This is a genomic window from Acetobacterium wieringae, assembly GCF_023700225.1.
Classification (GTDB): domain Bacteria; phylum Bacillota; class Clostridia; order Eubacteriales; family Eubacteriaceae; genus Acetobacterium; species Acetobacterium wieringae.
Genome location: NZ_CP097897.1, coordinates 462,789 through 485,950, shown reverse-complemented (window position 1 = coordinate 485,950; position 23,162 = coordinate 462,789). Strand labels below are relative to the sequence as shown.

General features: G+C 45.9%; 21 protein-coding genes and 1 riboswitch. Of the genes, 3 read left to right on the top strand and 18 right to left on the bottom strand.

All coding sequences use genetic code 11. The features are described 5' to 3' along the window. Positions 1-26: 26 nt before the first annotated feature. The 12 genes from CHL1_RS02315 to CHL1_RS02260 all read right to left on the bottom strand — a co-directional run bounded on the left by CHL1_RS02315 (position 27) and on the right by CHL1_RS02260 (position 12,546). Positions 27-1,082, bottom strand: coding sequence for a cobalt-precorrin 5A hydrolase (locus tag CHL1_RS02315; protein WP_070369693.1), 1,056 nt, complete (start codon positions 1,080-1,082; stop codon positions 27-29). Between the two features lie 4 nt (positions 1,083-1,086). Next, complete coding sequence (cobM, locus tag CHL1_RS02310; RefSeq protein ID WP_070369546.1) at positions 1,087-1,845, bottom strand: precorrin-4 C(11)-methyltransferase; 759 nt, start codon at positions 1,843-1,845, stop codon at positions 1,087-1,089. Between the two features lie 30 nt (positions 1,846-1,875). Continuing rightward, on the bottom strand, positions 1,876-2,667 hold the full coding sequence (locus tag CHL1_RS02305) for a sirohydrochlorin cobaltochelatase (RefSeq protein WP_148637926.1): 792 nt from the start codon (positions 2,665-2,667) through the stop codon (positions 1,876-1,878). Between the two features lie 30 nt (positions 2,668-2,697). Then, complete coding sequence (gene hemL, locus CHL1_RS02300; RefSeq protein WP_070369548.1) at positions 2,698-3,996, bottom strand: glutamate-1-semialdehyde 2,1-aminomutase; 1,299 nt, start codon at positions 3,994-3,996, stop codon at positions 2,698-2,700. Between the two features lie 309 nt (positions 3,997-4,305). Beyond that, the gene (gene hemB, locus CHL1_RS02295; RefSeq protein WP_250934525.1) at positions 4,306-5,271 is read right to left on the bottom strand and encodes a porphobilinogen synthase; all 966 of its coding nucleotides are present in this window, start codon (positions 5,269-5,271) and stop codon (positions 4,306-4,308) included. Between the two features lie 165 nt (positions 5,272-5,436). Continuing rightward, entirely contained in the window at positions 5,437-7,854 is a 2,418-nt protein-coding gene (gene hemC, locus CHL1_RS02290) for a hydroxymethylbilane synthase (RefSeq protein ID WP_250934524.1), read from the bottom strand. A gap of 267 nt (positions 7,855-8,121) precedes the next feature. Further along, positions 8,122-8,706, bottom strand: a complete 585-nt coding sequence (locus tag CHL1_RS02285; RefSeq protein ID WP_148637929.1) for a precorrin-2 dehydrogenase/sirohydrochlorin ferrochelatase family protein — start codon at positions 8,704-8,706, stop codon at positions 8,122-8,124. Beyond that, positions 8,684-9,976, bottom strand: coding sequence for a glutamyl-tRNA reductase (gene hemA, locus CHL1_RS02280; RefSeq protein WP_070369552.1), 1,293 nt, complete (start codon positions 9,974-9,976; stop codon positions 8,684-8,686). Before hemA ends, CHL1_RS02285 begins: the two co-directional genes overlap by 23 nt. After that, positions 9,951-10,793 (bottom strand): energy-coupling factor ABC transporter ATP-binding protein, encoded by an 843-nt coding sequence (locus tag CHL1_RS02275; protein ID WP_070369553.1) that lies wholly within the window; start codon positions 10,791-10,793, stop codon positions 9,951-9,953. Before CHL1_RS02275 ends, hemA begins: the two co-directional genes overlap by 26 nt. Then, a complete protein-coding gene (cbiQ, locus tag CHL1_RS02270) occupies positions 10,786-11,487 on the bottom strand; it encodes a cobalt ECF transporter T component CbiQ (protein WP_070369554.1) in 702 nt (233 codons plus the stop codon). The genes CHL1_RS02275 and cbiQ overlap by 8 nt, the downstream gene beginning before the upstream one ends. A 35-nt stretch (positions 11,488-11,522) precedes the next feature. Next, positions 11,523-11,822, bottom strand: coding sequence for an energy-coupling factor ABC transporter substrate-binding protein (locus CHL1_RS02265; protein WP_250934523.1), 300 nt, complete (start codon positions 11,820-11,822; stop codon positions 11,523-11,525). After that, complete coding sequence (locus CHL1_RS02260) at positions 11,800-12,546, bottom strand: energy-coupling factor ABC transporter permease (protein WP_070369556.1); 747 nt, start codon at positions 12,544-12,546, stop codon at positions 11,800-11,802. Before CHL1_RS02260 ends, CHL1_RS02265 begins: the two co-directional genes overlap by 23 nt. Before the next feature lie 184 nt (positions 12,547-12,730). Then, positions 12,731-12,908, bottom strand: a riboswitch (cobalamin riboswitch). Between the two features lie 198 nt (positions 12,909-13,106). Here CHL1_RS02260 and CHL1_RS02255 point away from each other — a divergent pair. Then, positions 13,107-15,143, top strand: coding sequence for a putative bifunctional diguanylate cyclase/phosphodiesterase (locus CHL1_RS02255; RefSeq protein ID WP_250934522.1), 2,037 nt, complete (start codon positions 13,107-13,109; stop codon positions 15,141-15,143). A 201-nt stretch (positions 15,144-15,344) separates the two neighbouring features. On the opposite strand, the gene CHL1_RS02250 is transcribed toward CHL1_RS02255, so the two are convergent. From CHL1_RS02250 to CHL1_RS02235, 4 genes are all read right to left on the bottom strand, one after another. After that, positions 15,345-17,330: an FtsX-like permease family protein gene (locus CHL1_RS02250; protein ID WP_250934521.1), complete on the bottom strand. Its 1,986-nt coding sequence runs from the start codon at positions 17,328-17,330 to the stop codon at positions 15,345-15,347. Beyond that, on the bottom strand, positions 17,323-18,090 hold the full coding sequence (locus CHL1_RS02245) for an ABC transporter ATP-binding protein (protein ID WP_250934520.1): 768 nt from the start codon (positions 18,088-18,090) through the stop codon (positions 17,323-17,325). The genes CHL1_RS02250 and CHL1_RS02245 overlap by 8 nt, the downstream gene beginning before the upstream one ends. 120 nt (positions 18,091-18,210) lie before the next feature. Then, the gene (locus CHL1_RS02240) at positions 18,211-19,221 is read right to left on the bottom strand and encodes a sensor histidine kinase (protein ID WP_250934519.1); all 1,011 of its coding nucleotides are present in this window, start codon (positions 19,219-19,221) and stop codon (positions 18,211-18,213) included. Position 19,222: 1 nt separating this feature from the next. Next, a complete protein-coding gene (locus CHL1_RS02235; RefSeq protein WP_250934518.1) occupies positions 19,223-19,897 on the bottom strand; it encodes a response regulator transcription factor in 675 nt (224 codons plus the stop codon). Positions 19,898-20,203: 306 nt separating this feature from the next. On the opposite strand from CHL1_RS02235, the gene CHL1_RS02230 reads away from it, so the two are divergent. Together CHL1_RS02230 and CHL1_RS02225 are read left to right on the top strand one after the other, a co-directional pair. Beyond that, positions 20,204-20,356, top strand: coding sequence for a hypothetical protein (locus CHL1_RS02230; RefSeq protein WP_250934517.1), 153 nt, complete (start codon positions 20,204-20,206; stop codon positions 20,354-20,356). Continuing rightward, positions 20,353-21,267 (top strand): chitobiase/beta-hexosaminidase C-terminal domain-containing protein, encoded by a 915-nt coding sequence (locus tag CHL1_RS02225; protein ID WP_250934516.1) that lies wholly within the window; start codon positions 20,353-20,355, stop codon positions 21,265-21,267. The genes CHL1_RS02230 and CHL1_RS02225 overlap by 4 nt, the downstream gene beginning before the upstream one ends. Before the next feature lie 71 nt (positions 21,268-21,338). Here CHL1_RS02225 and CHL1_RS02220 read toward each other — a convergent pair whose 3' ends face one another. Next, positions 21,339-22,181 (bottom strand): MORN repeat-containing protein, encoded by an 843-nt coding sequence (locus tag CHL1_RS02220; protein ID WP_070369563.1) that lies wholly within the window; start codon positions 22,179-22,181, stop codon positions 21,339-21,341. Positions 22,182-22,234: 53 nt separating this feature from the next. Next, entirely contained in the window at positions 22,235-22,996 is a 762-nt protein-coding gene (locus CHL1_RS02215; protein ID WP_070369564.1) for a creatininase family protein, read from the bottom strand. Positions 22,997-23,162 lie beyond the last annotated feature (166 nt).

Below are 23,162 nucleotides of genomic sequence, written 5' to 3'. Positions count from 1 at the left end.
TTTTTCTCCTTTTATATACAAGGTTTTCAATTTTCATCCCGCCAGACCGACAGGGTAATACCGCCCAGTTTCTGTTTTTCCAGCAGACATTTTCCGAAGCCGGAGGCGACAAAGCCGCAGGGTTCGGAAACGGCGTAAAGACCGGTGGTTTTAAAAACAAAATCGGACGCTTCAAAACGACTTTGGACCATTTGCACCATTTCATTGGGGATGATCACCTTTTTTGCGGCAAAGAAGCTACAGGCTTCGATAATTCCCGGTTCATCTGCTTTCAGACCGATGGTAGCCAGGGACTTGATCCCTTTCTCGCTGAGATTCAAAGCGGCCAGTGTCTCTGTGATGGCCTGAATGATCCGCTCGCCCGGGGTATCCCGGCGACAACCGACCCCCAGTACCAGTTTTTTTGGCACCAGCTTGACGCTTGGTATTGGCAGATCAATTTTTTGGGTATCCAGCGTCGTAATGATCGCCCCGGCATATTGATTGATTGTAGTTAAATCCACGACTGTTTTAATGTTCTGGGGCAGCACCACCGCATCCAGATCACAGTTTTCCGAATTAACCAAAGCGATCGGATCGCCATTTAAAATCAGCGCCGTGACATCCTTGGCATCAGTAAAATTATCGATGGTGCAATGAATTTTTTGAGCCAGTACATCCACCGCCATGGTACCTTTAACATCAGTGCCGGTAGTAATCACCGCCTGGGCCGACAGCCGTTTGGCGACCAGCCGGGCAGCGTCATTGGCACCACCCAGATGGCCGGACAACAGACTAATGACAAACTCGCCATTGGTATCCATCACCAGAATCCCCGGATCGGAGGATTTATGTGCCAGATGGGGGGCAATCGCCCGAACCACAATGCCGGTTGCCATAATGCAACAGATGATCTGGTATTCCCCAATGATACTGCCCATAAAGGTAGTAATATCGGTGGTGATAATTTTTGTGGTTTCGTTGGCGTATTTTTCTTTGGTGTAGATCTGACATTCCCGGTCATCCAAATGTTTTGCCAACCGGTTCGCCAAAACCATGCCATCCTTTGACAGGGTGACAATGGCCCATTTTTCAGTTTTCACGGTTTTATTCAACCCCTTGACGGTATTCGTGGGTAAAGCTGGGATCATACAACTTGGATAAACTGTACTGATCGCCGAGGAAATCCCCCACTAAGATTTGGGCGGTCTTGGTAATATTTTCGTCCTTTACTTTCTGGGCAATGGTTTCCAGGGTTCCCATGACAATTTTCTGATCTTCCCAGGTTGCCCGTTGGATAATCGCAATCGGGGTGGTTGGGGCATAATGTTTCATCAATCGTGCCACCACATCGTCAATCATCTGAACCGACAGGAAGATACACATCGACGCCTGATGGGAGGCCAGATCTTCCAGCTTTTCTTTTTCCGGCACCGGAGTTCGACCTTCCAAACGGGTTAAAATAACGGTTTGGGATACATCCGGCAGGGTAAATTCTTTTTTAAGGGCGGCTGCTGAGGCCACAAAGGAGCTGACCCCGGGAATTACATCAAAGGGAATGCCCAGCTCGTCCAAGCGGTCCATCTGTTCCCGGATGGCACCATAAATAGAAGGATCACCGGTATGAACCCGGGCAATTTTCTTTCCTTCTTCCGTGCCCCGTTTAATCACGGCAATCACATCATCCAGGGTCATTGAGGCAGAATTAAAAATTTCGGCATCTGGCTTATGTCCGGCAATAATGGCTTTGTTGACCAAAGAACCGGCATAAATTATAATATCTGCTTCGTTGACAATTCGTTGACCCTTAACGGTAATCAGTTCCGGATCTCCTGGGCCTGCACCCACCATATACACTGTATTCATAAAATATTTCTCCTAAACTCTATAATGTCCCTACATTTCTGTAACGGGTTGTGCTTTCTTTAAATGATCTAAAAACATGTTCTGAATGCCGGTATATTCACCCAGGCCTTCCAGGATACATTCGACTTTAAACCGCTGTTCTTCAAGAACGGTTCGCCAGGAATCTTCTTCATCACTGGCCATGTCATTAATCGCATGATCACCGGCTACCAGCATAAAGGGTGCCAGATAAATCTTTTTATATTTCTTTTCCAGAAGTAACGGCACAATGTTTTCCAGTTCCGGGAAACCTTCGACCGTCCCCACATAAACATCCTCATGGCCCTTCATTTTAAACATATAATCCAGGCAGGGATAGGTGGAATTGGCGTGGTGATCGCTACCATGGCCCATATAAACCAGGGCTTCGCCTTTTTTGAGCTTGGGCATCTGTTTCATCACGATGTCCACCGTTTCTTCGTAATCTTCAACCGTGGTTAACAGCGGTCGGCCCAGGGTCAGGGATGCAAAGTCTTTTTCAAAGGCCTTCAGTTCTTTTAGGGTAATGTCATACTCATAACCGTTGATGATATGGGTGGTCTGACACTGCACGTGGGTATAACCAGCTGTTTTCAGCTTTTTAAGGGCTTCTTGCGGGGTATCCACGGATTCGTTGTCCCGGCTCTTCAGTTTGTTGATGATCATACGAGAAGTAAAGGCTCGATAAAAATCATGGTCCGGGAATGCTTCTTTTAAGCGGTTCTCGGTAGCCTCGATGGTTTTTTTTCGGGTCTCAGGGTAAGATGTACCAAAACTGATGACCAGTAACGCTTTTTTTTCCATTAAGTGGTTCTCCTATTTATGTTATTATTTCTATTTTGATTCAGATAAAGACAGTAATGCCTGGTAGTGATCTTCGATGGTTTTCTCAATGTCCGCTTTGGTGTGGGCGGCGGAGAGGAAAATACCTTCGAATTGGGCTGGCGGCATCAGGTTGCCAGCGTCCAGCATGGCTTTAAAATATTTGGTGTAGGCTTTGGTGTCCGAGGTCATCACGGCAGCATAGCCATCAATGGGGACATCGGTAAAGAAGCAGCAGGTCATCCCTTTGAAACGGACCATCTGGGCTTTGACACCGGTTTTTTCAATGTTGGCCTTAAAACCGGCTTCTAACAGCTTGGCGTTTTCTTCCATTTCGGTGTAAACCTCGGGATGATCCCGGAGGTAGGTCAGGGTGTTGAGTCCCATTTTCATGGCGATGGGATTTCCGGATAGGGTTCCCGCCTGATAAACACCGCCTAAGGGGGCTACGGTAGCCATAATATCCCGACGTCCACCGTAGGCACCAACCGGCATGCCACCACCAATGATCTTACCGAGCGTGGTCATATCCGGTTTAATATCCAGGACTTCCTGGGCGCCACCGTAAGCCAGACGGAATCCGGTAATGACTTCATCAAAAATCAATACTGTTCCTTCGGCTTCGGTAATGACCCGCAGCTCTTTCATAAAATCCAGATCGGGTGGAACAACGCCCATGTTACCGGCCACTGGTTCGACGATGATGGCGGCAATTTCGCCGGGGTTTTCGACAAAGAGGGCTTTGACGCTGGCAATGTCGTTATAGGTTGCTACTAAGGTATCTTTAGCTGTGCCCGGGGTCACCCCGGAGCTGGTCGGAACGCCAAAGGTCAAGGTACCGGAACCAGATTTAACCAGCAGGCCATCGGCATGGCCATGGTAGCAGCCTTCAAATTTAATGATCTTATCCCGGCCGGTATAACCTCTGGCGACCCGCAGCGCACTCATCGTCGCTTCGGTGCCGGAGCTGACCATTCGCACCATTTCCATCGAGGGATAGGCTTCGGTGATCAGCTTGGCCACCTCAACCTCAATGGCAGTTGGGGCGCCAAAGCTGGTGCCTTTTTGCAGCATTTCCTGAATCCCGTCAAAGTAAACCGGTGAGGCGTGACCTAAAATCAGGGGCCCCCAGGAACAGATATAATCGGTATACTCGTTGCCATCGACATCATAAATTTTAGCACCCTGACCATGGTCAATAAAAACCGGTGGCATCTCCACTGATTTAAAGGCCCGCACCGGACTGTTGACGCCGCCGGGGATATATTTTTCGGCTTCGATAAATAATTGTTCTGATTTTTCTCGATTCATAATCTCTCCAATAATAATTATTTCAAGTGTAATTGCGAAAGTACCGTGAGCTTTGGGCCCAGTTTCACACGAAACAATTTCTACACTGTACGGCGGACAGTTCGATGAACTGTTCGCCTACACGTTACAAAATTGTTTGTGGAAACTGTGCCCAAAGCAATTATTGTTCGATATTATTAAATTTTGCAGATACCTATCATTATTTCACTTTCATGTGTAACTCAGGTGTTCAATCCCTACCGTTCCAAACAATTGTCGGTACTACGTTTGCTTTGACAAATAGATTCCTGACATATTAATAATTAGTTGTCACTGATAATCCTTCAGCATCGCCTGCAGTTCTTTGGCAAAATAGGTGATGATGATGTCGGCGCCAGCCCGTTTGATGCTGATCAGGCTTTCAAAAATCGCCCGGCGATCCATCAGATTGGCATCGACAGCATTTTTGATCATGGCATATTCGCCGCTGACCTGATAGGCGGCCATCGGTAAATAAGAAAGTTCCTTGCCCTGAGCGATGATATCAAGATACGGCATGGCCGGTTTAACCATCACAATGTCAGCTCCTTCATCGATATCCAGAACCATTTCTTTTAAGGCTTCCCGGGAATTGGCCGGGTCCATCTGATAGCTGCGGCGGTCGCCAAAGGCTGGGGCCGAGTTGGCGGCATCCCGGAAGGGGCCATAAAAACTGGAAGCAAACTTGGCCGAATAAGCCATGATCGGAATCGATTCATAACCGGCTCGGTCAAGGGTTTCTCGCATATGATCGATGCGGCCGTCCATCATGTCCGAAGGGGCGACCATATCAGCTCCGGCTTCGGCATGGCTGAGCGCCGTTTTGCTTAAGGTTTCCAGGGTCTGAGCCCGGCGGATCTCACCGTTTTCTTCAAAGAAACAACAATGGCCGTCGCTCTTGTATTCACACAAACAGACATCGGTGATCACATACATTTCCGGATCAACCTTTTTAATCACCCGAATGGCTTCCTGAACCAGGCCGTCTTCAACGAAGGCGGGGGTGGCGTCGCCATCTTTTTCATCGGGGACACCAAACAGAATGACATAACGGATGCCCAGTTTTTTAAGTGCCAGGGTTTCCGCCCCGAGCATATCCAAAGACAGGTGGTACTGGTCTTTCATCGAGCCGATTTCTTTGCGCACTCCCTGTCCATCTACTATAAACAACGGATAAACCACATCATTCATGGACAGCTGGGTTTCCCGGATTAAATTCCGAACCGCCGTATTTTTTCGTAATCGTGTTGGCAACATATTGCTGACCTCCTAATTTACTTCTAGTTATTTGCATGCACCGTACCGACCAATTGTTAATCTGTTGTTCGCCGCGGAATCGGACAGGCTCTGCCATGTCCGCTCCGATGCGTACAACATGATGTAACCAATTGTCGGTACTACTTCAGCTCTTTTACTCAAGTTTTATTTCTGTGAATCCTTCAAAATCGCATCCAGCATGCCCTGAATGGTATAGGTTTCGGCTTCGATATCGACAGTGATACCCAGCTCAACACATTTCTTTGAGGTCTGGGGCCCAATCGATACGCATTTTGCGGTGTTAATGGCATCAATATGGGCGGCGCCAATTTTTTCGACAAAAAACTCGACGGTGGTGGAACTGGTAAAGGTAATATAATCAATTTCTTTGTTAGTTAACATTGCCAGCGGATCAATTGTGGCATGATCTTCGCGGATGGTTTCATAGCTTTGAACCTCGTCGACTGGACAGATTTTTGACAATTCTTGGACCACATAGATCCGGGCATTTTTAGATCGGGGGATCAGCACCCGGCTGTCTTTAGTGAGCAGCGGCACCAGACCGCTGACCAGTTCTTCGCCGACATATTTATCCGGCACAAAATCGGCTTGCAGGCCCCGGGCTAAGAGGGCATTTTTGGTACCTTCGCCAATCGCGGTAATATGCAGGTTGCCAAAGGCTCGGGCATCTTTGCCACAGCGGGCCAACGAATCGAAGAAGACTTCCACGCCATTGATGCTGGTAAAAATAATATGGCTGTAGTCCTTAAGGCACTTCACCTTTTCGTCACAGGCGGCTTCGTTAATGGGGACAATTTTGATGGTTGGGAATTCAATGGCATTGCCACCCAACTCCGTGATCTTTTCAACCATTTGAGAACTCTGTTCCCGGGACCGGGTGACGATAATGTTTTTGCCAAACAATGGTTTTTCATCAAAGAAGCGCAGTTTTTGCCTTTTATTCACGACTTCGCCGACCACAATCAGGCTCGGCGCCGTGATTTTTGCTTCCGCGGCAATATCATAGATGGTGGTCAGGTTTCCGGTTACGACCCGCTGATAGGGGGTGGAGGCCCGATGGACCACAGCCACTGGCATTTCCGGATTCATGCCGTTTTTAACCAGTTCGTCACAGATCTTTTCCAGATTTTTAACGCCCATTAAAAAGACGATCGTGCCTTTGAGTTTGCCCAGCACCGGCCAGTCCAGATCTGATGAACCGTCGTAGGCGTTCGATTTTAAATGTCCGGTAATAACATGGAACGATGATACACAGTCCCGATGTGTAATCGGAATCCCGGCATAAGCCAGTCCGCCGATAACCGAGGTAATCCCGGGGATCACTTCAAAGGGTACCCCAGCGTCATAGAGGTCTTCCCCTTCTTCGCCACCCCGGCCAAAGACATAGGGGTCGCCGCCTTTTAAGCGCAGGACCAATTTACCTTCCTGGCCTTTTTGGACTAACAGGGCATTGATATCTTCCTGACGCATGGCATGGTTTCCCGCCCGTTTGCCGACATAGATAATTTCAGCATCAGCTCGGGCATCGTTTAAAAAGCTTTCATTAACCAGAGCATCATATACCACCACATCGGCTTTGGTCAAAATATCCTTGGCTTTAACGGTCAGTAGGCCGGGATCGCCGCAACCGCCTCCAGCCAGATAGACCTTTCCCGGTTTTTCATGCACTGCCTGATAACATGCTTTAGCTAATTGTTTTCCCAAATTTTCTGCCTCCTCAGGTGCACCTTTTATGGATCGGGTCACCACCCGACTCCCATCTTCCAGACCATACAGTCCGTATACTGTAATTTCTTCAGCTTCTATTTCACAAAATGCGCCAACGGGAATATGACAACTCCCGTTTAAGGCATTTAAAAAACTCCGTTCGGCGCTCATTTGAACAATCGTATTTTGATCGCTGATGACTGCCATCAGTTCGTTAACCGTCTGATTGTCTTCCCGGACTTCCACCGCCAGAATACCCTGGGCCGGTGCCGGAATAAAGGTGGTTTCCGGTAGTGCGACGGTGTAGTAGGCTGAGTCTTCCAAGCGGCCAATCCGTTTTAACCCGGCTGCCGCCAGAATGATGCCATCCAATTGCTGCTCCTGCATTTTGCGGATTCGGGTATCGATGTTACCACGAATACCCACAATTTCCACATCCGGCCGCAGTTTCTGCAGCTGAGCAATTCGCCGTTTGCTGCCGGTGGCCACCACAGCACCCTTGGGCAACTCATCCAGGGCAGTAATCCGATGGGGTGTCAACAGGACATCCCGGGCATCCTCCCGAACCGGTGGCACCGTTAAGACCAGGCCTTCCGGCAGCTTTGACGGCATATCCTTCATACTGTGGATGGCCATATCGATCTCACCGGATAGTAGCGCATCTTCTAACTCCTTGGTAAACAAGCCCTTGTCGCCAATTTTATCAAGCGGTTTATCCTGAACCAGATCACCTTTAGTTTTAATAATCACCATCTCAAAGTTTACCTGCGGATGGGTTTTCGCCAGTACATCAATCAGCCACTGGCTTTGGGTGCGGGCCAGCGTGCTGCCCCGTGTTCCAACTTTTATATTCATTTATCTTATCTCCAATTCATCTATTGTCCGGTATTAACGAAAGTGCCGTGAGCTTCGCTGCCAGTTTGCACGAAACAACCAGAAGAAATCGCAATGCGAATTTCTTCAAGGTCGCGGGCAGTCGCCAACTACAAGCAAGCTTGTGATTGGCTCATTGCCTTCGCGAATTTTTACACTGTACGTCGTACAGTTCTACGAACTGTTCGCCTACACGTTACAAAATTGTTTGTGAAACTGACATCAAAGCAACCATTGTTCGTTTGTCAGTTATTTTCCTAGTTTTGACCTGAGTTCCGCATTGGAACATCGGGACAAGGCTTTAAGTTCTGCGGTTTTTTCGTTCGGCGACCCATCGCCGGCTAAAACAGCCTGGCGCAGCAATCGCAATAAGGCGGTTTTTTCGGTGTAGCTGTCATCATAGTGCTCGGCCAACTCAGCAACAATCTGCTTCGTTAAGAAGGGACTTGCCCCTTCGGTACAGACCGACAGGGTTAAGTCCCCCCGGCGAATGACGCTGGGAAAAATGAAATCCGAATCATCGGGATCGTCGACCCGGTTACACCAGATTTTTTGGGCTTGACAGTCCTTTTTGATCTGCCCATTCAAGGCACGATTATCGGTTGCCGCCACCGCCAGATCAATGTCAGCCAACTGATCTTTGTGATAGCCAGCATTTATCAGGGTCAGCTGATTGTTCTCTGTTTTAATAATCCCCTCAGAAAAATCCGGACTCACAGCGATCACCTGCATGCCGTTTTCCAATAAGATGACAATCCGTCTGGCGGCCACCTTCCCGCCGCCGACCACCAGGGCCTTTTTGTTTTTTAAATTAAATAACAGCGGTGTCATCATTTTGTTGATCTGCCAATGTTTTTTTGTCCTGAATACCCGGGAACAGGTAGGTCACGGTTTTTTCAATGCCAATAATTTCCTCTTCGCATTCCAGCGACTTCAGCTGTTTAATCGGCGGCATCACCATTTCCCTAAATTTAGAGCGGATTACTTTGGCCAGATAGACTTCTTCTTTTTCGGTCAGGTTTAATTTTCCGCAAAGGTTCTCAATCGTTTCCTCGGCCAGTTGCCGGGAGGTTTCGTTTAAATCCCGGACCATGTTGTCAACCTTGGCGTGCGTCACCCAGGACAACAGTCCATCGATTTCATCCTGAATTTCGGCTGCTATTTTTTCGGCGACTTTGACCCGATAGGCCATCTTTTCATCCATGATGTTTTTAAAATCATCAATGGTCAGCAGCGTAACCATCGGCAAATTGCCAACGGCTTCTTCGACATCCCGGGGCAGCGCCAGATCGATCACTGTCAGCGGTTTATGGAGCGGCTTCATTTCATCGGCCTTTAAAACAACATGGGGTGATGCGGTGGCGGTAATAATCACATCCATTTCAGGAATAATCGCATAGCGGTCTTCATAGTGGATCGTCTGGACGTTTTCATGAATCGCTTCGCACTGATCCATATTATGAAAGGTGCGGTTGGTCATATAGGGGTTCTGAAAACCCTCGGCCTTCATATAGCGCAGTGCCAGCACGCCCATTTTTCCCGAACCGATGATCAGTATTTTTTTATCGCCATAATCTTTAGGATACTCCCGCTTGATATGCTTCACAGCGGTTGAACTTAAAGATAAGGGGGTTTCGGAAATTTTATAATCGGTTTTTACTTTTTTAGTAAAAGTGATCGCTTCGCGAAACATTTTTGTCAGGTATTTGCCACAGCCTTTAATTGCCTGAGATTTTTCCAGCGCATCCTTGACCTGGCCAAGGATCTGGTCCTCACCCAGAATCATCGAGTCGAGACCGGTGACCACCTCATAGAGATGAACCATCGCTTCCCGCTCTTTTTTGACAAACAGATAGGGCGCCAGTTCTGCTGATTTTTCGCTGAGATAAAAATCGGTTAAGATCTTTCCAGCTGCTTCAGGGTGGCGGGTTGACACATAGATCTCGCTGCGGTTGCAGGTCGACAGAATGATCACCTCGGCGATATCCTTTTCTTTTAAAAGGGTACGAATCGCTTCATTCAGGGTGCGATGGAGAAAAGCCCCTTTCTCCCGAATTTCTAAAGGTGTATCCTTATGATTAATGCCCGCTACTACCAGTTTCATCCGTTTGAACCTCCTTTTTCTGATTCCTGATCGCTTCTTCCAGAGCGGCAATACTGCGAAACCCTTTAATCCCCAGACACTGTTCCAGGCGAGTCATCGTTGCCTGTTCCAGACTGGCCGTTTCCAGGGCTTCGGTGTTTTTAAAAACGTCGGTGGTTTCACCTTCGACCAGTACCCCGCCATGATGGAGCACATAAGTATAATCACAAAATTCATAAATAAAATCCATATCATGGCTGGATAAAATAATCTTAATGCCTTTGGCCAAAGCGCCTTCAATAATCGCTTTAACCCCGGCCTTACTTTTAGGATCGAGTCCCAGGGTCGGTTCATCCATCAGAATGATCTCCGGTTCAACAGCTAACACCCCGGCCATGGCCACCCGTTTCTTTTGTCCATAACTGAGATAGTGAACTGGTCGGTCAGCCAACTGCGTTATGCCGGTCGCTTCCATGGCCGCCTGCACCCGCTGATCGATTTGCTCCGCTGCCATGCCCATGTTTCGCAGGGCAAAGGCCACATCGTCATAAATGCCGGAATAAAAGACCTGCTTATCCGATTCCTGGATGACCAGCCCAATCGATTTGCGAAATTCATAAAGTTTTTTTTTCTGATAGGATAAAGGTTGATCCTTAAAAAAAACGGTTCCCCCGGTGGGCTTGAGTAGCCCAATCAAGGCCGACATCAGGGTCGATTTGCCGGCTCCGTTTTCTCCGATCAGGGCGATGCAATTGCCCCGGCTGCCGTCAATCGACACCCCCTTGAGAGCGGTGGTGCCATCTGGATATTGATAGGTTAAATTTTCTGTTTTAATCATTTTTAAAACCTTTCCGATAGCTTACATGAAAGTCTCCCTGATATTGCTTAAGCTCCAGGGTTTTTGTCATTTCCTCGTAGCTCTGGATGGCCATGAGAAATAAATTGCTTAACATCATTGCGATGGATTGCAGTGCGACTCTTACATTACGGTAGCCAAACCGCAGTTCCTGGGCGGTGGCCATCAGTTTGATTTTATCCCAGTAATCAAAGATGAAGCGATAGGTTAAAATAAATATCTCTAAAAACGTATTGCTGATGTGGGCTTTTTTCATGACGCCAGCGATCTGCATTACCGGGGTGGTGTAAATTAAAAAAAGCATACAAGAAACACCGGCCATGGCCCGGCAGAAAACCAGACTGGCCAGCACCAGATTGGTGGTGGTGATGCCGATGGTGAACTGGGAAAAGTTAACGGCCCATAAATAATCGCCGCCACCTTTTGAAATCGTAAACAATAACGCCAGGGCTCCGGGAATAACAAAGAGCGAATCAAAAATCAAGGTATGCAGATAAATCCGTACCGGAATTTTTGCCCACAGCAGGGTACAACCCACCATAACACCAAAAACCCCTGCCATATACAGGGGTTGATTGATAAAAAAGACTGACAGGAGCATGACCAATGAAACCACTACTTTGACAGTAGGATTGGCATTACTGAGTTTATTGGTATGGGCAAAACGATCAATCATGTCCGTCTCCTTCTAAAGATGCTGTTAATATTTGGCTAAGCTGATTTATCAGCCTTTTCATTTTTTTTCGATTTTTTATAAAGGTATAAAAAGCAGATTCCCAGACCGCCGACACCTAGCAGCTGTTGGAAATGAAATAGGTTTTCTTCCAGATCGCCGGGATCAAACAAACTTTCAAACCAGGGCACATAATTTTCATCGATTGTGGTGATAGCTGTTCCGGCGGCATCATCGGCTCCCGAAAATTCAGCGTCCGGCAAAGCAATCTGAGGGATAACAATCAGGGCGCCAATCAGCAAAACCAGAATAATTTTAGTTATCAGTGAGAGTTTCATTGGAAATAATCCCCTTTTCTTTATATTGGTAAATAGCATTAACTACCAGGACGGTTAAAATACCTTCGATAATGGCCAGCGGTATCTGGGTAATCGCAAAGATACTTAAAAACTTAACCATTGAAGCGGCAATCCCACCAACCGGATCCGGGAAAGCCAGGCCCAATTGGATGGAAGTGGTTACATAGGTTGCCAGATCGGCTAAACACGCCGCCAGAAAAACGGTTAAGGCCTTCGGCACGTTGAGTTTTGACAAACCTTTGTAAATCCCATAAGCCACAAAAGATCCCACAATTGCCATTGAAAAGGCATTGGCGCCCAGGGTTGTCAGTCCGCCATGAGCCAACAGCAGCGCCTGAAACAATAGCGCAATGGTACCAACCACTACAGTGGCAAAGGGACCCAGTACAATGGCACCCAAACCAATCCCGGTCATATGTGAAGAGCTGCCAGTTACCGATGGCAGTTTAAACGCTGATAAAGCAAAGGTGAACGCCGTGGCAATGGCTAACAGCACTTTTTGTTCGGGTTTATCTTTAAATATTTTTCCCACCTGATATAATCCAAATGCGATAAACGGCAGAGAACATATCCACCAGAAGACTGCCCAGCCAATCGGCAGAAACCCTTCCATGATATGCATGGCGTTGACTGGCTGTGATGCCAGAACGACCATAAAAAACACAATACCGGCAACGGTCATGGTTCTTTTTGCTTTTTTCATCTTAACGATCACCCTCCATATTTTTTATAACCTCTTGAAAAACCTTTCCGAAAAAAAAACCTTTTACCCACATTACGATGGGAAAAAAGGTTTCATCATTATACGTATTCATCAATTCGATAACTAAACGCCAAAGAACCAACTTTTGTTAATGTTACTAACTTCCCTTTTCCCTGGAAGGACACTTTAGTACATCATTTTAGTAGGTTTCCTGACTTATAGCGTTTATTCCCCTTGCCTTCCCAGACAATACGTGCCCAGTGACATATTAAGGAGACCTAACTAATTACAGTGACCGGATCGTTCTGGATTCTAACCAGATTCCCTCAATGAAATTTTCATCCTAAATGATTTTTTACATTTCTTATTTAATTGTGTTTATATTATAACATGGATATGACAAAAGTACAGGTTTTTTTAGATGCCTTAAGGCTAAAAAACGGCTTTCCTGAAATCACTGCAGATATTTTTTTAGTTAGCGTTCTATCACTCGCAATCAGATCCCAAAAATGATACAATAGAGCAGCATATTTGTAATTCTTTAATGGTAAAGAGGTGGTATGATGAATAACATTAAATTCAAGCGCACCATACCGGTTGTGTTCGATTTATTAAATGCCGAAGATGATCCTGCCCAAATATTATATTATCAAAATCTAATCACCTGTATGTGGGCGTCGCCCCTTTTATTTTTGGGCGCCCTGGCCAATATCATTGTTGTGTACTTTTTTTGGGACGGCAATTTATTTGAGGTACTGTTAAACAGCGGGATATTTTTATTGCTGGGGCTAAGCTTTGAATTCATTTCCCGAAAAGAATTGGCCATCAATTTATTTGATCATCTCGTTTCACTCACCCAATCCATCACTCTGGCTTTTATCGTCGTCCAATACTACCAGATTATCGGTCCGGCAGTATGGTCTGTTTCGTTTGTGATGATTATCCTTTCACTGATGCGATTAAAAATAACGATGCTTTATTACATTGCCATAACCACCTTTGTCTGCGGCTTGTATGTCACCTTTTTGTTGCCAGTTGACGGATTTCTTTTTAGCCCGGTTTATTTTTTAATTCAAAATCTGCTGTTCTGCTTTATTTTCTGCCTGGCTTCAGCAACTTTTTATCTGAATTTGAACCGCTATGATAAAGCCGTGGTTCGTCTGAATGCGGTTACTTCGCAAAAAGAAAAAATTGCCCGGCTCTACAAAAAACTAATCCTTACCAAAAAGACACTGACCGTTCAGAATCAGGAACTTCAGGCCTTCAATGAAGAAATAAGGAAGAACGAAGAGCGGCTCCATTTTCTGGCGTATTACGATGGTCTGACCGAGCTCCCTAATCGCAAAATGATTCTGGAACGCTTGCATCTGCTCGTTAATCTTTCCGAAAATGAAAAGGCATCCTTTTTTATTGTCTTTATCGATCTGGATAATTTTAAAAAAATCAATGATACCATGGGCCATCTCTATGGTGACGACTATTTAAGGTATACTGCCAAGCGTTTGAAGGAGCTCGTTCATGAAGATGATTTACTTGGCCGATTGGGCGGCGATGAATTTGCCCTGATCATTCAGCGGAATATCAAAGAAGATGCTGCTTACAACTACGTGGAAAGCCTGCGCAATGAACTATGTGATAAAATCAAAACCAGCTGCTCAGAATTTAAAGTCAGTGCCAGCTTCGGTATCTCGGTCTTCCCGCAGGATGGCAAGGATCCCATTGAGCTGCTTAACAGTGCCGATACCTCAATGTACAAGGCCAAAGAGCTGGGCCGCAATAACATCCAATTTTTCAGACCGGACATGAAAGAAGAAATTCTTAATAAGATTCAAATGGAATCCCTGCTCTTGAAAGCCTATGAGAATAAGGAATTTTTCATTGAGTATCAGCCTCAGTTTAATGCCGAGGATCATCGCATCCGCGGCTTTGAAGCCCTGATCCGCTGGGACTCCCCCCACTATGGCCGGGTTGCTCCGATGAACTTTATCCCCCTGGCTGAAGAAATGGGGCTGATCATCGGCATCGGCCACTGGGTGCTTCTGACCGCCTGTCATAAATTCAAGGAACTGGATATGCGTTTTGATCAGAATCTCTGCGTCTCGGTGAATGTGTCAGCGGTGCAGATGCGGGACAAAAACTTTGTCGACACGGTTAAAAACGTTCTTTCCGAAACCAGCATGGATCCCAGGCAGTTGGAACTGGAAATTACCGAATCCCTCTTTATCGATAACATCGAAGAAACCATTGACATGCTCAATGAAATCAAAGCATTAAACGTCCGAATTTCCCTGGACGATTTTGGCACCGGGTTTTCATCCCTGAGTTATCTAAGGCGGCTACCAATCGACACCTTAAAAATTGACAAATCCTTCATTGATGATCTCTCCGATCAGGATTCCTCAATCCGCATTGTCGGCGATATCATTTCGTTGGGTCATAACCTGGATGCCCATATTGTTGCTGAAGGTATTGAAAACAGCACCCAACTGGACTATTTAAAAGCCAACAACTGCGATTGCATTCAGGGCTTTATGTTTGGCAAACCCATGAGCGTTAAAGACATGGAAGCACTACTTCAAAAAAATCCCCTGAAATAGGAAACGCACAAACTACCGTATCGACCAATTGTTAATCTGTTGTTCGCTGCGGGATCGGACAGGCTCTGCCATGTCCGCCCCGATGCGTAGGGTCTGACCCCTAGGTCACAACATGATGTAACAATTGTCGGTACTAAGTTATCTTTTTTGATAGTCAAAAATCCCCTGAAATTGGGGATTTTTTAGTTGCCGCAGTTGTTCTTAATGAATCATCTTATAGTATGATCTGGCGGTGAGCAGATAGACGCCGGTATAAACCAGGGCATAAACGACAACACCAGCCAGAGTGCATAAAAAGATCAGCGTTACGTTGGTCAGCCGGAAGGCAGCCAGCATTTTGGTGATCACCGGGAAGGCAAAAGCCACATGAACAATGGCACCGGCCAGGGGCAAAAAGAACACCATCAGAATCTGCTTACGGATGGTTTTTTTAACCTCGGTTTTATCCATTCCCACCTTCTCCATGATCTCAAACCGTTCACTGTCTTCATAGCCTTCGGAAATCTGTTTGAAATAAATAATCAACACCGTGGCCATCATAAAGAGTGATCCTAAAAATACCCCCAGAAACAAAAATCCACCAAAAAAGAAATACAATTCCGTCAATGCTTCATACAGGTTTTGGATGTTGATATCCGGATTGCTCTGGGTCACCGCTGTCCGCAGTTTAGCGGAAAAGGTGTTGAGGGTGTCCTCGTCCCCATCGAGATTAAACATCAGGGCATGGAGGGTGGTCTGGGGATCATCGTCGTTTTTCATGGTCTGATAAACGGCCTCCATAACTGCATCATCTTTGACAATCAGGTAGTAGGTTTGGCCCATATCCTGAGTCTTTTTAAAGTCCATTGGAATGGCTTCCAGCTGTTCAGTAATCAGATACTGCGCATCGCCAAAAACAATGGTCGCTTGGCCATAATCGTCACCCACCGAAAAGATCAGCATTTCATTTTCAGCCAGACTTTTGTTCCCACCGGTTAAGCGGTTATAGTCGTCCAAGGGAATCAGGGTTATGTTCGAGATCCTTTCGTAATACCTGGCATCGGTGCTTTCATCATCAACCATATCCTTCAGAAAATGACTACCTTCCTGAAAAGCTCGAAAACGAGCCAAATCAAAAGAAATTTCATCGCTACTCCTCACCTTTAATTTTTCTTTTTCTGATTCAACCAGCGCTTTGACTTCATCGAAGTCAGTGTTGCCTGCTTCGCCGATAATGCTGACATCCATAGGATAAAAATCCCGACGCATCCCTTCCTGACCGACATACAAGGATACCGTTGTCGACAGGGTGACTAAAACCATGGTGCTCAAAATACAGATATTGGCCAGCCCCACGGCGTTTTGTTTCATCCGGTAAATCATCCCCGATACTGAAATAAAATTGCGGGACTGATAATAAAATTTTTTGTTCTTTTTCAGTTGTTTTAGCAGGGTAATGCTTCCAGAGATAAATAGGGCATAGGTTCCGATGATTACAAATACTACCGCTACAAAGAAAAGCATCAGTGCCTCTAGTGGTGTTTTAACCGACAGGGCAATTCCATAACCCGCCCCCAGGGAAACAAACCCGATCACGGTAACAATCCAGGAAGATTTTGGTTCTTTCTCCCCATGCTGTCCGCCTTTTAAAAGATCGATGGGGTTTGAGAGTTTTACTTGTAAAAAATTCGTCAGGAGCGTCAAGCCAAAGATGACCAGAAACACCCCGGTAGTGATTAACAGCCCCCAATAATCAATATGAAAACTTAAGGGACTCTTGAAATGAACAATATTCAAAAGCAATAAAAACAGCAATTTGCCAATCAGTATGCCGCCGATCAGTCCCAGACTCAGGCTGATCACCGTCACAAAGACGGTTTCATAAAATAACACCCGGGCGATATGCTTTTTTTCCAGGCCCAGGATGCTGTATAACCCGAGTTCTTTTTTGCGCCGCTTGATCAAAAAACTATTGGTGTAGAAAAGAAAGATCACCGCAAAAATACCGATTACGATGATGCCCAGAAAAAGTATGATTTTTAAATTCGTAGATCCGGGCATTTGATCCAAGCCTTTGTTACTGTGGATCGAAACCATGGTATAAAACGCAATGATCGATCCGATACAGGTCAGAATATAAGGAATATAGGTGTTTCCGTTTTTCTTGAGGTTAACCAGTGCCAGCCGGGGGTAAAAGAACTTATTCACAATCCTCACCTCCGGATGCCAGCACCGATAATGTATAAGAGATCTTCTGATACATATCATCGTTGCTCATCGAACCCCGATAGATCTGATTGTAGATTTCGCCATCTTTGATAAACAAGACTCGATTGGCATGACTGGCAGCTGCCACCGAATGGGTAACCATCAGAATGGTCTGACCAAGTTCATTGATGGCCGAAAAAATCTTTAGCAGATTCATTGCCGCCTTGGAATCCAGGGCCCCAGTCGGCTCATCGGCGAGCACCAGCTTGGGCTGGGTAATCAAAGCCCGGGCCACAGCCGCTCGCTGTTTTTGTCCACCGGAAACCTCATAGGGGAACTTTTTTAGAATTTCTTCGATGTTTAATCGTTTCGCCAGCGGACCCAGTCGACTGTCCATTTCCTTATAATTTTTTTGAGCCAGCACCAGCGGCAAAAAAATATTATCCTGAATCGAAAAGGTATCGAGCAGGTTAAAATCCTGAAAAACAAAACCCAGATTATCCCGCCGAAAAGCCGAGATCTCACTGTCCTTAATAGTGACGATGTTCTTTCCATCAAGAAATACTTCGCCACTGGTAGGCTTATCCAACGAGGCCAGAATGTTGAGCAGGGTCGTTTTTCCCGAACCGGATTCCCCCATAATGGCCACGTACTCGCCTTGCTCCACCGAGAAGCTGACGTTGGACAGGGCCTGAACCTGATTCCCGCCAAAGCGGGTGGTATAAATTTTCTTTAAATTCTTTACTTCGAGTAATCGCATTTTTTCTCCCCTGATCTTATTTTATTTTATCGATAACCAAAGTATAACGAAAAAGAAAAGAGCCAGCCATCGCTTTGCCTTACATTTCGATTGTTAATCTTACACTTTTGTAAGATTGGCTTAGAGCGCTTCAAATCCTCGGGTTGCCAGATCAATGCTGACCCGGGTACCCTGCCCCACCTGGGAGGCTACCGTGATCGAATGCGAGAGCTTATTTAACACCTGCTGACACAGATAAAGACCAATCCCAGTGGATTTTTTATCCATTCTGCCATTGTAACCCGTAAAGCCCCGGTCAAAAATCCGGGCAATGTCTTCGGCTCGGATGCCGACGCCGGTGTCTTCGATGATCAGGGTTTTTTCTGCCTGGTGATCGAGATAAATGGAAATCTTACCCTGATTGGTGTACTTCAGCGCATTGGAAATAATCTGTTCCAGCACAAAGACCAGCCATTTTTCATCAGTCAGAACCCAGCAATCGAGTTCTGCCAACTCCAGCGATATTTTTTTATTGATAAAAATAATGCCATATTTTTTTACCGCCTGTCGGACCAGATCCCCCAGATCATACTCAACCAGCAGCAAGTCTGCGGACATGCTTTCCAGCCGTAAATACTGCAGCACCATCTCCACGTATTGTTCGATCTTAAAAAGTTCCTGCCGATAGGCACTGATCCGTTCCCGATCCCCCTCTTCGGTCTGCAGTAGCACCCCCATGGCCGAGATCGGGGTTTTAATCTGGTGGGCCCATAAGGTATAGTAGTCGATCATATCGGTTTGACGGTTATCAAACTGGGAGATCAGTTCAGCCCGACTCTCGGCCAGCACCCGAATCAGAGTTTGATAATTCTCTTCCAGTAAATCCCGGGGCTTTGGTAATTCCCCTACCCCGGCAGTGGCTCCGCTAATTGCTGCATTCAAACGCTGATGTTTTTGATAAAAGCGCCAAAAATCGATACTGGCAAAAACGACTGCCAGTGCCGTTACTAATTCGGCACTGTAAACAATCGGCTCCAGCGGCAGATAGTAGAGCGCATAGACCAGCGCAAAGACCAACATCATTAATAGAAAGGCTGCGATTATCTTGATCCTGCTTTTTAAATAAGCCTTAAAAATAAATGAAATTTTCATCTTAGTCTCCAATCAAATAACCGACGCCTTTTTTGGTGGCAATAAAATCCGACAATCCGGCCTCATCCAGTTTTTTGCGGAGCCTGGCGATATTAACCGTCAGGGTATTGTCATCCACAAAGCAGTCACTGTCCCAGAGCCGTTTCATAATCACATCCCGGGAAACCACTTCGCCCTTGTTTTCCAGCAGAATCTGGAGGGTCTTAAACTCATTTTTACTCAGCTCCACTTTTTGATCCGCATAGCTCAGGCTGGCATCACCGAGATTCAAAATCGTACCTTTATGTTCCAGCAGGTTGACTGACCCTGAAAGGAGTAAGTTCTGCCGCAGTAGAGCCTGAATTTTTGCCACCACCACCGTCAGATCAAAGGGCTTGGCAATAAAATCATCCCCGCCCATATTCATGGCCATTACGATATTCATATTGTCGCTGGTGGAGGAAATAAAAATAATCGGCACCTTGGAAATCTTGCGGATTTCACTGCACCAGTGGTAGCCGTTAAAAAATGGCAGTGAGATATCCAGAAGCACCAGCTGGGGATCGTAAGTCACAAATTCATCCAAAATATAATGAAAATCATCGATAGTCACTGCTTCAAGTCCCCATTTTTCCAAATGATTTTTTAACGCATTTGCGATAATCTGATCATCTTCGATAATTAGTATTTTATACATATAATCCATCCAATCATTTTTTCACCGGCAGACAAAATACTCATGATCAAGGCGAAACACGCATGATTCGTTGCCAGTTATTCACTATTATAAAGCAAATCAAGCAGATTTCAAAATCCAACTGATTAGATTGTTCATATTTTTTAAAACTCGTCAATAACAACTATATAAAAATCCGGTAAATGGGTATAGATTTAATAACGACACGGTTAATTATTTGGATGATCAATTCCCTGCCATTTCTTAACTTTTGTAGCGCAGAATTTTTACGTGTTTCGATTCCAACCCGGACAAGGAGGGGTAAAAATGACTGATCACGAACACTCACCTGACCGCAATGACGCCAAATCAGCTCATGACGAATTAAATTGGGCTGAACTGGAGCGAACTGAGGTCGACTCAAATCAAAACCACTCATCACCAATTGTTCCACCACCAAAAAAAAGCAAAAAAAATTGATTATCATCCTGGCAATTGTTGGCAGTATTCTGATTCTTGGTGGCCTCACTTTTTTCCTGTACAATCAGTTTGCCTCAGCCAATCTGACCAGTGAAGAAAAAATTGAGAAAACCACCGATCAGGATGAACTAAAAAAACTCTATGACGAACTGCTCAGTTCCTATGCAACCTCCGGAAAATCCGAAGCTGAGATTCTGGCCTTACTGGAACGGGCCGCCAAAGAAACCGGGGATCAAAGCTACATTCAAAACCAGGACAGCTATCTGGTTAAACCGCCCAGTTTCAACCTGGCTCCGGGCAGCTATGAGGGTACCCAAAACCTGGAAATCATCAAGGGTAACTCTGGTTATACGATTTATTATACCGTTGATGGCAATGTCCCCGACAAGACCTCGCCAAAATACACCAGTGCCATTCCCCTACCCCTTGGCGAAACCACGGTTAAAGCCGTCGCAGTGAGCGATAAAGGCTTTTCCAGTGCAACGATTGAAGGAAAATACATCCTGACCGCCCCCCAAGCCAATACCCAGTCTGTGCTAACCCCGGAAGAATTTATTAACAGAATCTATGGAGTATGGTATAAAACCGATTATGGCAATTCGTTGTCGATTTCTCAAACGACCTATACCGAGCACATCCCCAACCCTCTGAGCAATGCAACCGGTGATTATAGTGTTGTTTCAACCACTGATAACGGCGGCACCATCAAGGTTCTTAATTTTACGGTTGAAGGCTACAATGCAGGTGATATCCTGATTGAATTTGATTTTGGAACCCCTGGTGATAATCAGATGCGGCTCCGTCATGAAGGCAAACCCTGGTGGGACTATGCCGCTGCTGAATATATCGGTAGCGGTCAATATCATTTACCTTTCCAATTTGCCGGATCCGATATTATTACCCTGAATTAGCGCACTACTGCCAATACTAAAAACTCCCAGTCGTATGACCGGGAGTTTTTCTGGGTTACAGTTATTAAATTCTATTCCACACTCCAGGCTTCCACATTAGGAATGGTGTTTTCCTCGCCGCCATCGGTGGTGTAGGTATAGAGGTATTCAACGGTACCCCAGACCGTTACCATTTGACCTTCAACCAGCGGTGCTTCACCCGAATTCAAGCGATAATAAACCTGAACCATCTGATTAGGATCATCATTGACATCCATGATAAAATCACAGAAGTATTGCTGATTTTCATAATTTTCATAAACCTGAAAAACCCGCCCTGTCATCTTGACTTTTTTTCCAGTTTCGTTTTTGGCGTTATCAACGATTTCGGCGTAGGATATTTCTGCGGTTTGCGCTTTAAACGGATCCAGGCGCACCTTTCGCTGAACCAGCGTCTCGTTATAGTAGCCCATGTCAAAATCACCTTCGTAAATCACCTCGCCATAATAGTTGTAAAGCGTACCCTGTCCGTCATAACGATTATCAGTGTAATTGCCATCATATATGAGATTCTTATTAAGATATTCTTGTCCCGGCCCATTTAACAAATCATTCTGGTAGTAGCCTTCCTGCATAAACCCATCTTCCCAGACAGTTTGCCCGCTCCCCTGAAAATGACCTTGTTCCCATTCGCCCTCATAGGTCCAGGCCACTTCATCCTCGTCGGAAACAGTAAAGACACCATTCCCCTGGGGTAAACCTTTGACCAATTGACCCGTATAAGTGCCGGTTTTCTCACCAAACGACAAGGCCAGAGTGATTTCCTGATTTTTTACCGACTCTGACTTGTTGCCAAAAATTCCCGGGATCAGCGAACAGCCCGACAGGAACACGACTAAACCAAGCATTGTCAGTAGCACCATTAATTTTTTCATTACTTAACCACCTCTTTTCATTTTATCAGAACTATCCTTTTACCACCAAAAAACTAATACTCCCAACCCCGGCTATTCATTTCTTCAATGGCGCTGGCCACCAAATCGACAAAGATCTCAAGCATTTGCTCGCCTTTTTTTATGCTGGCTTTTGTGGGGTCGCCAGTGGCCCCAGTGGCCGTGAGTTCCTTGATATCCCAGATAATGTCAACCTTTTCATTGATCTTAATGACATTTTCCGGTACCTGGGATACCGCATCTTCCAGCTTGACCAGTTCCGGGCGTAGCGCCATCATAATCGAGGTTTCGCCTTCACCGCCATGGCCCAGTCCGTTCCAGACTTCAAAGCGGTCACCCATAATCGGGCCAACCTTGGTCCACCAATCCGGCAGATAAAGAAATTTTGCCTCGCGATGGCGATCCTTGACCTTATGGGCGGCTATTTCGAGCGCCGGAATATTACCGTCATGACCATTTAGAATATAAATGTGTTTGATGCCATTGTTAATCAGACTCTCAAAGATATCCTCGGCAATGGCAATCTCGGTTTCATAGCGCAAGGTGATTGACATCGGGTAAGAGTTATAATGAATCGAAGTCCCAAAGGGAACGCAGGGTAGCACTACCACATTGTTAAGCTTCTGCGCCACGCGTTTGGCCACCTCGGAGGGCACAAAAAAGTCCGGCCCCAGGCAGCAATGCCAGCCATGGCTCTCGCAGGATCCAAAGGTCACAATGGCGGTGACCTGATCGGCATTTTTTAACAGCTCCTGAACTTCCAGGGCGGTCATTTCGTTAAGCATTACCTTTTTCATTATAAAATTCCTTTCAATCAAATTGTTTCTTAGACTTTTGCACAAGTGCCGTGAGCTTCGCATTCAGTTTCGCACGAAACAATTTTTACACTGTACGTCGTACAGGCTATCGCCTGTTCGCCTACACGTTACAAAATTGTTTGTGGAAACTAAACGCAAAGCAATT